This is a genomic window from Mycobacterium sp. E1715 (assembly GCF_001667625.1).
GTDB lineage: Bacteria > Actinomycetota > Actinomycetes > Mycobacteriales > Mycobacteriaceae > Mycobacterium.
On the sequence record NZ_LZJJ01000464.1, the window covers coordinates 1 to 7,940 of the forward strand.

Annotated in this window: 8 protein-coding genes; 2 read left to right on the top strand and 6 right to left on the bottom strand. The window is 71.0% G+C overall.

The genetic code is table 11. The features are described from left to right. Positions 1 to 197, top strand: a 197-nt coding sequence (locus A9X03_RS23445; protein WP_156746646.1) for a hemophore-related protein, incomplete at its 5' end; no start/stop codon positions are given. Positions 198 to 207: 10 nt separating this feature from the next. Here A9X03_RS23445 and A9X03_RS23450 read toward each other — a convergent pair. The 4 genes from A9X03_RS23450 to mshB all read right to left on the bottom strand — a co-directional run bounded on the left by A9X03_RS23450 (position 208) and on the right by mshB (position 5,186). Beyond that, the gene (locus A9X03_RS23450) at positions 208 to 972 is read right to left on the bottom strand and encodes a maleylpyruvate isomerase N-terminal domain-containing protein (RefSeq protein WP_067886843.1); all 765 of its coding nucleotides are present in this window, start codon (positions 970 to 972) and stop codon (positions 208 to 210) included. 29 nt (positions 973 to 1,001) lie between these two features. Continuing rightward, complete coding sequence (locus tag A9X03_RS23455; protein ID WP_082970904.1) at positions 1,002 to 3,620, bottom strand: bifunctional FO biosynthesis protein CofGH; 2,619 nt, start codon at positions 3,618 to 3,620, stop codon at positions 1,002 to 1,004. 108 nt (positions 3,621 to 3,728) lie between these two features. Further along, positions 3,729 to 4,190, bottom strand: a complete 462-nt coding sequence (locus A9X03_RS23460; RefSeq protein WP_067780060.1) for a hypothetical protein — start codon at positions 4,188 to 4,190, stop codon at positions 3,729 to 3,731. A gap of 93 nt (positions 4,191 to 4,283) precedes the next feature. Next, positions 4,284 to 5,186, bottom strand: coding sequence for an N-acetyl-1-D-myo-inositol-2-amino-2-deoxy-alpha-D-glucopyranoside deacetylase (mshB, locus tag A9X03_RS23465; RefSeq protein WP_067780057.1), 903 nt, complete (start codon positions 5,184 to 5,186; stop codon positions 4,284 to 4,286). Positions 5,187 to 5,265: 79 nt separating this feature from the next. Here mshB and A9X03_RS23470 point away from each other — a divergent pair, with 79 nt between their 5' ends. Next, on the top strand, positions 5,266 to 5,871 hold the full coding sequence (locus tag A9X03_RS23470) for a TetR/AcrR family transcriptional regulator (protein ID WP_067755794.1): 606 nt from the start codon (positions 5,266 to 5,268) through the stop codon (positions 5,869 to 5,871). A gap of 9 nt (positions 5,872 to 5,880) precedes the next feature. Here A9X03_RS23470 and A9X03_RS23475 read toward each other — a convergent pair whose 3' ends face one another. Both A9X03_RS23475 and A9X03_RS30505 read right to left on the bottom strand, forming a co-directional pair. After that, entirely contained in the window at positions 5,881 to 7,779 is a 1,899-nt protein-coding gene (locus A9X03_RS23475; protein WP_197696133.1) for an ABC transporter family substrate-binding protein, read from the bottom strand. A 45-nt stretch (positions 7,780 to 7,824) separates the two neighbouring features. Continuing rightward, positions 7,825 to 7,940 (bottom strand): hypothetical protein (locus A9X03_RS30505; protein ID WP_231975447.1); only part of this gene is annotated, 116 nt, incomplete at its 5' end.

A 7,940-nucleotide genomic window follows, 5' to 3' on the forward strand; every position in this document is an offset into this window, starting at 1 on the left:
CGGCGCTCAACGCCACCGATCCGGCGGCCGCCGCGCAGCTGAACAGCTCGCCCGTGGCGCAGTCCTACATCCGCAGCTTCCTGGCCTCGCCGCCGCCGAAGCGCCAGCAGATGGCCCAGCAGATCCAGGCGATGCCGTCGGCGATGAAGTACTACGACGACATCAACCAGGTCGCCGTCACCTGTAACAACTTCTGAGCCCGCGGGTTCAGTAACCGCTGAGCAGGCCGCGCACGCGGCCCAGCGTCTGCGGCCCGACGCGGCTGCAAATCCGGGACGGGTCCGCGGGCCTACGCCCCCAGAGCAGCAGGACCCGCGCCGCGGCATCGGTTTCCAGCGTCGCCGGACCCTCGGGTTCGGTGAGCTCGACGGAGGTGCGGTCGGCTTCTGCGCTGACCACGACGTCGTCGGCGCCGGGGACCCGCAGCCGCGCCTCGATACGCTCGCCCGGCGCTAACTGCTTGGCGCCCTTGGCCAGCAGCGGCCTTCCGACCGCCAAGACGCTGTGGGTGGTCATCCAGGGCTCGGCCAGCCGCGCCCGCGCCGCCGCGTCGTCGCCGGTGATGTCCCAGCCGTGCAGCACCAGCTCTTCGCGCATGTGCTCGGCGAACCAGGGCACCTTCATGGTGCGGCCCGTCCACGCGACGTCGGTGTCCTGCGGCACGTCGTCGGCGGCCGCCGCAACCCGGTTCAGGGTGGCCATCCGATCGAGGAACGCGTCCCACAAATCGGGGTCGTTCAAGGCGCGCAACGGTCCCTCACGCTCCTCGAAGCCCCGCGTGCCGACCGGTTCACCCTCCAGGTGAGCGGCCAGCACCCGGGCGATCTCCTCGGCGTTCCCGGCCTGATGGATGACGACGTCGCGGACCGTCCACGCCTCGCACCAGGTGCCGGCGTCGGGCCTTCGCTGCTGCACCGCGTCCACGAATGGGCGCCACTCCGGGAACCGGTCGTCGTCGATCTGTCGGTTCACGGCGTCGGGGTACCCGCCCGGTCTGGGTGCTAAGCGGCCCGCGGGGCGTAGGTGGTGGTGCGTTGACGGGCCGGGCGCCCGATCCCCTCGGCGATCTCGGTCAGCTCCTCGACCGTCTTCGCCGACCCGTGTTCCGAACCGGCCATTCGCGAGATGGTCTCCTCCATCAGCGTGCCGCCCAGATCGTTGGCGCCACCGTTGAGCATCACCTGGGTGCGCTCGACGCCCAGCTTCACCCAGCTGGTCTGAATCTGGGAGATGCGGCCGTGCAACATGATTCGCGCCAATGCGTGCACAGCGCGGTTGTCGCGGTGGGTGGGCCCGGGCCGGGCCGCGCCCGCCAGGTACAACGGCGAGCTCTGGTGCACGAATGGCAGCGGCACGAACTCGGTGAACCCGCCGGTGCGGTCCTGGATCCCGCGCAGCACGTTGAGGTGGGCGACCCAGTGCCGCGGGCTGTCGACGTGCCCGTACATCATCGTCGACGACGACCGCAGGCCCACCTCGTGCGCGGTGGTCACGATGTCGATCCACTCCGAGGTCGGCAGCTTGCCCTTGGTGAGCACCCAGCGCACCTCGTCGTCCAGGATCTCGGCGGCCGTGCCCGGAATGGTGTCCAGCCCGGCCTCGCGCAGGCTGATCAGCCACTCGCGCACGCTGAGCCCGCTCTTGGTGACGCCGTTGGCGATCTCCATTGGCGAGAAGGCATGCACGTGCATCGACGGCACCCGCGCCTTGACGGCGCGGACCAGGTCGGCATAGCCGGTGACCGGCAGCTCCGGGTCGATCCCGCCCTGCATGCACACCTCGGTGGCGCCCTCGACGTGCGCCTCCCACGCGCGGTCGGCGACCTCGTCGGTGGACAGCGAATACGCGTCGGCGTCGCCCTTGCGCTGCGCGAAGGCGCAGAACCGGCAGCCGGTGTAGCAGATGTTGGTGAAGTTGATGTTGCGGTTCACCACGAACGTCACGTCGTCACCGACCGTATCGCGGCGTAGCGAATTCGCCAGGGCGGCAACGGCTTCCAGCGCCGGCCCGTCGGCGGTCGCCAGCGCCAGGTACTCGCTGTCGCTGCAGCCGGCCGGATCGCGCTCGGCCGCCCGCAGCGCGGCGAGCACGTCGGTGTCGATCCGCTCGGGGGCGCGGGCGGCCAGTTCGTGCACCTGCGCGCGGATCGATTCCCAGTCGCCGAAGGCGCTGTCCAGATCGCTGCGAGCCTCGGTGGCGCGGCCCTCGGTGTCGATTGCGGCGTTGAGGTCGACCCGCCCCGCGGACGCGACGTCGTCGGGCTCCTGCCAGGGCAGTCCCATGGGATTGACGTCGCGGGCCAGTCCGGTGGCCGGGTCGGCCAGCGCCAGCACGTGCCCGCGCACCCGGGGGTCGATCCACGCCGCCCCCGCCTGGACGTACCTGGGTTGGGCGGTCAGTCGCTGAACCAGTTCGTATCCGGCACGGGCGGTGATGTCGGCGAGGTCGTCCAGCGCGGGCCACGGCCGCTCGGGGTTGACGTGGTCGGGCGTGAGCGGCGAGACGCCGCCCCAGTCGTCGACCCCGGCGCCGACCAGGGCCAGGCACTCGTCGGGGGACACCAGGTTGGGCGGCGCCTGGATGCGCATGCCGGGACCGAGCACCAGCCGCGCGACCGCTACCGTCGCCAGGTAGTCGTCGATCCCCGCGTCGGGGACGCCGGCCATCGCGGTGTGCTCCTTGGCCCGGAAGTTCTGCACGATCACTTCCTGAACGTGCCCGAACTCCTTGTGCGACTTGCGGATCGCGTGCAGGGTCTCGGCCCGTTCGGTCAGGGTCTCGCCGATGCCGACCAGCAGGCCCGTCGTGAACGGGATGGACAACCGGCCCGCGTCGGTCAGCGTGCGCAGCCGGACGGCGGGGTCCTTGTCCGGGCTGCCATAGTGCGCAAGCCCTTTCGTCTCGAACAGGCGCCGCGATGTGGTCTCGAGCATCATGCCCATCGACGGCGCCACCGGCTTGAGCCGGGCCATCTCGGACCAACTCATCACGCCGGGGTTCAGGTGTGGCAGCAGCCCGGTTTCCTCGAGCACCCGGATCGCCATGGCCCGCACATAGGACAGCGTGGAGTCGTAACCGCGTTCGCCGAGCCACTGCGCTGCCTCCGGCCACCGATCCTCGGGGCGGTCACCGAGGGTGAAAAGCGCTTCCTTGCAACCGAGTTCGGCCCCGCGGCGGGCGATGTCGAGGATCTCGTCGGGCTCGAGATACATGCCCGCGCCCTGCGCGCGCAGCTTGCCCGGGACGGTGACGAAGGTGCAGTAGTGGCAGGTGTCGCGGCACAGGTGGGTGACCGGGATGAACACCTTGCGCGAATAGGTGATCGGCAGTCCGCCGCCGGGGCCGCGCCGGCCGGCCGACGCCAGACCCGCATCGCGTACCCGTGCCGCACTGGCGCACAGATCCGCGAGGTCGTCACCCCGCGCGGTCATCGCGACGGCCGCCTCGTCGACGTTGAGCGCGACGCCGTCTCGGGCGCGGCGCAGCACCCGCCGCAGCGCGGATGCGCTCGTCTTTGGCGGAACCACAGGATTAGGAAGAGCGGTAGGCTCCTCGCCCGGAGTCAGCGGCACCTTCGTGTAACTTCCCCACGATCGAATTTCATCCGCGTGTCCCAACATGTGAAATTTTCTTTCAGGCCCGTGCGGGCCCGGTCTGCGCAACAGTCAACAGTAGCGTCAGGCCCACACCGGCAAGCGGGGACATCCCTTGCCGCGACCGCACGAACGTCAGGCCCGGTGGCCGCGCCGCCACAGCACCCAGAACGGCGGCGCCGCCCCCAGCGCGATCAGCAGCAACGCCCCGTAGGCCAGCAGGCCGCGGCCGCCCAGGATGACGTCGTCGCCCGGGCCGCCCATGCTGATCACGGCCACGGTGAGCAGCCACGTCCACAGCGGCAGCGCGGCCAGCCGCGACGAGGCGGTCCACCGGCCGGCGGCCCAGACCAAGGCGGCGTTGACCAATCCAGAGATCAATCCGCTGATGGGGAACGGGATCGATCCGAGGTAGGAAGGCAGCAGCAGGGCCCCGGCCAGTGCGGAGAGGACCCCGTCGACGGCCAGCAGCGTCAGGACAACGAAACGGATCGCGGGGTCTGTCGCGCCGCCGTCTTCGACGGGTATGGCGCGCGGCTTCGTTTCGGTCAGGTCGGAACGCTGTCGATGTTGGAGAGTATCGAGCCGATAACCCACTGCAGGCTGTCGAGCCGGTCCTGCCAATGCTGCTGATTAGGGTCCAGGTCGGGGTCCATGCGAAATCCTTCCGTGGCTGCCTGATTGGCAAGCCTACCGCGTGACGACCGCGCCGAAATCAAGCCCGGCGAGCAGGTCCGTCTCCCAGCCGCGCTCGTCGCGCTCCCCCGCCGTGCCGGCGACCAGCACGTAGTGTTCGTCCGCCATGATCGGCAGCGCCATGTTGTTCGACAGGGCGCAGGCCCGGCCCGTCGGCCCGACGATCACCTGGGTGGCATGCGCGGCCAGCGCGGCCCGCTTCGCCGCCCACGCCGCAACGGCGGGCTCGACGACGGCGTCGATGTCGGCGTCCGCGTACCCGAAGCCGAACTCCTCCTCCGGGGGGATGGTCCACCCGGGTCGCAGATCCTCGGGTTCGAGCGCGCGCATGCCCGCCACGAAGGCGTCGGTGGCGAGCACCGACCAGTAGAACTTCGGCACGGTCCACGGCTCGCCGGGGAAGTCGTCGGAGCCCGCGGCGGCGACGGCGCGCGTCGTGACGGTGTGAGTGTGGACGTGATCGGGGTGGCCGTAACCGCCGCCCGGGTCGTAGGTCACCACCACGTGCGGCCGGTATTCGCGAATGATGGCAACGAGCGCGCCGACGGCCTCCCGTTCGTCGGCGTCGATGAACCGCTGGCGCCGCCGCCCGGGCGTGCCCCGCATGCCCGAGTCGCGCCAGCGTCCGGCGCCGCCCAGGTAGTGCGGTTCGCCGACGCCCAGCTCACGTAGCGCGGCGGTGAGCTCGCCGATCCGGAAGCCGCCCAACTGATCCGCGCGGTCGACGGCCAACTCGGCCCACCGCTCGCCGATGACCTCGCCCTCCTCGCCGAGCGTGCAGGTGACGACGCGCACGTCCGCCCCGCGGGCGGTGTAGTGGGCGATGGTGGCGCCGTTGCTGAGGCTCTCGTCATCGGGATGCGCGTGGACGAACAGCAGCCGTGGAGTCTCAGGCATGGACGCACCCTACCCGTCCCCGGCCGGCGGTAGCGGTCTCGTCGCAGCCGATAGGAACGCGTGCGGCTACTATCGAGGGATGCCGCAGCTCACCAAGACCGCCCCGGCCGGCGGCAGGAGCCGCCGACGGGGCGAGGTCCTCGAACGCGCGCTGTACGAGGCCACTCTGGCCGAGCTGGCCGAAGTCGGGTACGGGGGGTTGACGATGGAGGGCATCGCGGCGCGCGCCCACACCGGAAAGGCCGCCCTGTACCGGCGCTGGACCACCAAGTGCGAGCTGGTGCACGCCGCCCTGGTCCATACGTTGCCGCCGTTGCCCGAGGCGCGGGCCGGCCGGTCGGCCCGGGACAACCTGCTGACGGTCTTCACCGCGCACCGCGACGTCTGCGCCGGCAAGACCGCGTTCCCCGGCATGGCCACCGTCAACCAGCTGCTGCACGAGCCCGAGATGCGGGCCATCTTCGCCGACGCGGTGGTGGCTCCCCGCCTGCAGATCATCGAATCGATCCTGCAGGCCGCCGTCGCGGAGGGCGACCTCGATCCGGAGATGACCACCCCGCTCACCGCGCGCATCGGCCCGGCTCTGATCAACCAGCACTTCCTGCTGACCGGATCGCCGCCCAACCGCAGGGAGCTGGCGCTGATCGTCGATACCGTGATCCCGCCGCGGACCAGACGGGACTGAACGGGCCGATCAGGGCCCGGTCTTGATCCATTGGCCGGCGTCGCCGACGATGCCGACCGGCACCGCTCCCGTCAGGCTGACGTTCTGCACGCTCGGGCCGGCGGCGACGATCGTGGTGTCCTGCAGGATCGGCAACACCGTGGACATGTTCCACAACCGCGGCTCGACCGCGGTGATCACGTCGTTGATGTTCTTGGTGCCGTTGAGCGCGGCGTCGATGTTCGACTGGACGCTGCGGTCGCAGATTCCGGTGAGGTTCGACGGCGCCTGCACCAGGGCGTTGGGGTCCGGCGGCCGGCTGGGCGCGGACGAGGTCGGCGTGGTGGAGGAGGCGCTTGACCCGGTCGACGGCGGCGCGCTCGACGAGGGCGGATTCGTGGTCGGCCCCGTGGATGTCGGCACCTGCGTCGCCTCCAGCGCCGGACAGCCGTACCGCGAGGCCAGCCGCGTCGCCAGGTTCCCGCCGGCCTGATGCCAGCCGACGATCGCGTCCACCTGGTTGTTGTTCAGCGCGTCGCGATACAGCGTGACCGGGTCCAGCGCCAGCACGCTGGCGGCGATGCCCACGTTGCGCAACTGGTCGGCGGCGGTGTTGGCCACCGCGACGGAGGTCGGGTCGTTGGCCGCCACGCCGATGACCAGCGACAGCTGTTGGCCGTCCTTGCTGATCCGGCCGCGGATGACCTCGGGCGGCCCGGTGTTCGCCGGCGTCGGGGCCGGTGAACCCGCTGAAGCCGAAGCGTTGCCCTCGACCTTGTAGCCGGCCCCCTCCAGCAGCGCCAGCGCCGCCGGCGTCGTCATCGCGGGCGGCGCGGTCGGCTCGTAGCCGGGATCGCTGGGCGCGCGGATCTGGGCCTGGTCCAGCGTGACGGTGTTGTCGCTGCCCGCGCCCACCGCCGCGAGCAGGTCGACGTCGAGCAGCCCGAGGATCGCCTTGCGCACCTGGGCGTCGGACAGCTTGGGCTCGGTGGCGCGCAGCGTCAGCTGCATGACGCGCGGCGTCACGATCCGGGCGGTGCGCACGTCGGGGATGGCGGACAGCTGCGCGAAGGCCGCCGATCCGCCGTGCACCTGGGCCACCTGGGTGTCGCCGTTGCGCACCGAATCGGCCAGCGCGGCCGGCGCCCCGGCGCGCCGGAACAGGATGACGGCGGGCTTGGCCGGTGATCCCCAATAGCGGTCGTTGCGGGCCACCAGGATCTCGTCGCGCTGCGGATCGATGCTCTCCACCCGGAACTGGCCGCCGGTCACCGGGAGCGCCCGGGCCAGCCCGGCCGCGAACCCGCCCGGCACGTCCTTGACGATGTGCGCCGGAAGGATGTTGCTGAACAGCTCTTTCCATGATGGATACGGCTGGGCGAAGGTGACCACCGCCTGCTTGCCGCCCTCCAGCGACTGCACGCCGGTGATGAGGTCGTAGCCGGCGGGGTCGACGACGCCGGGCTGGCTGACCATCTGCCGCCACAGGTACCAGAAGTCATCGGCGGCGATCGGGGCGTTGTCGGTCCACTGCGCCTCCGGCCGGATCTTGTAGGTCACCGTGAACGGGTTCTGGTTGGTGACTTCGGCGGACTCCAGCAGCGTCGGGTCCATCTCCCAGCGCGAGCCGGTGGGCGTCGCGGGGTCTGGCACGGGCCGGAACGCGCTCGGCAGCACCAGCGCGCTGATCGCCGCGTTCACCGGCGACAGGTCGGACAGCAGGTGCGGGTTGAAGCCGGCGCCGATCGAGTCGATGGCCATGATGATCTGGGTGGGCCGCGGCGGGGGCGGTGGCGAGTTGTGCGGCGTGTCGGTGCTCTGCGGCGCCGGCGGCGGGTTGACCGTGCACGCCGCCAGCGCCAATCCAGACAGCGAGAGGAGCACGCCGACCGTCACGAAGAAACGGCGGACTCGTCTCGGCATGCCGATCAGGGTAACGACCAGCTGCCCGGCAGCCCGCCCAAGCACGCGCGATTAACCCCGGGCCTTGGCCCGCGCCCGGCTGCGGGCCCGGGTCGTGGCGTCCAGTTCGACCTTGCGGACCCGGACGATCTCCGGAGTCACCTCGACGCATTCGTCCTGCGCGCAGA

Coding starts and splice junctions, on each gene's coding strand:
- A9X03_RS23455 (WP_082970904.1), bottom strand. CDS start 3,620: ATGTTGGGACACGCGGATGAAATTCGATCGTGGGGAAGTTACACGAAG.
- mshB (WP_067780057.1), bottom strand. CDS start 5,186: ATGCCTGAGACTCCACGGCTGCTGTTCGTCCACGCGCATCCCGATGAC.
- A9X03_RS23470 (WP_067755794.1), top strand. CDS start 5,266: ATGCCGCAGCTCACCAAGACCGCCCCGGCCGGCGGCAGGAGCCGCCGA.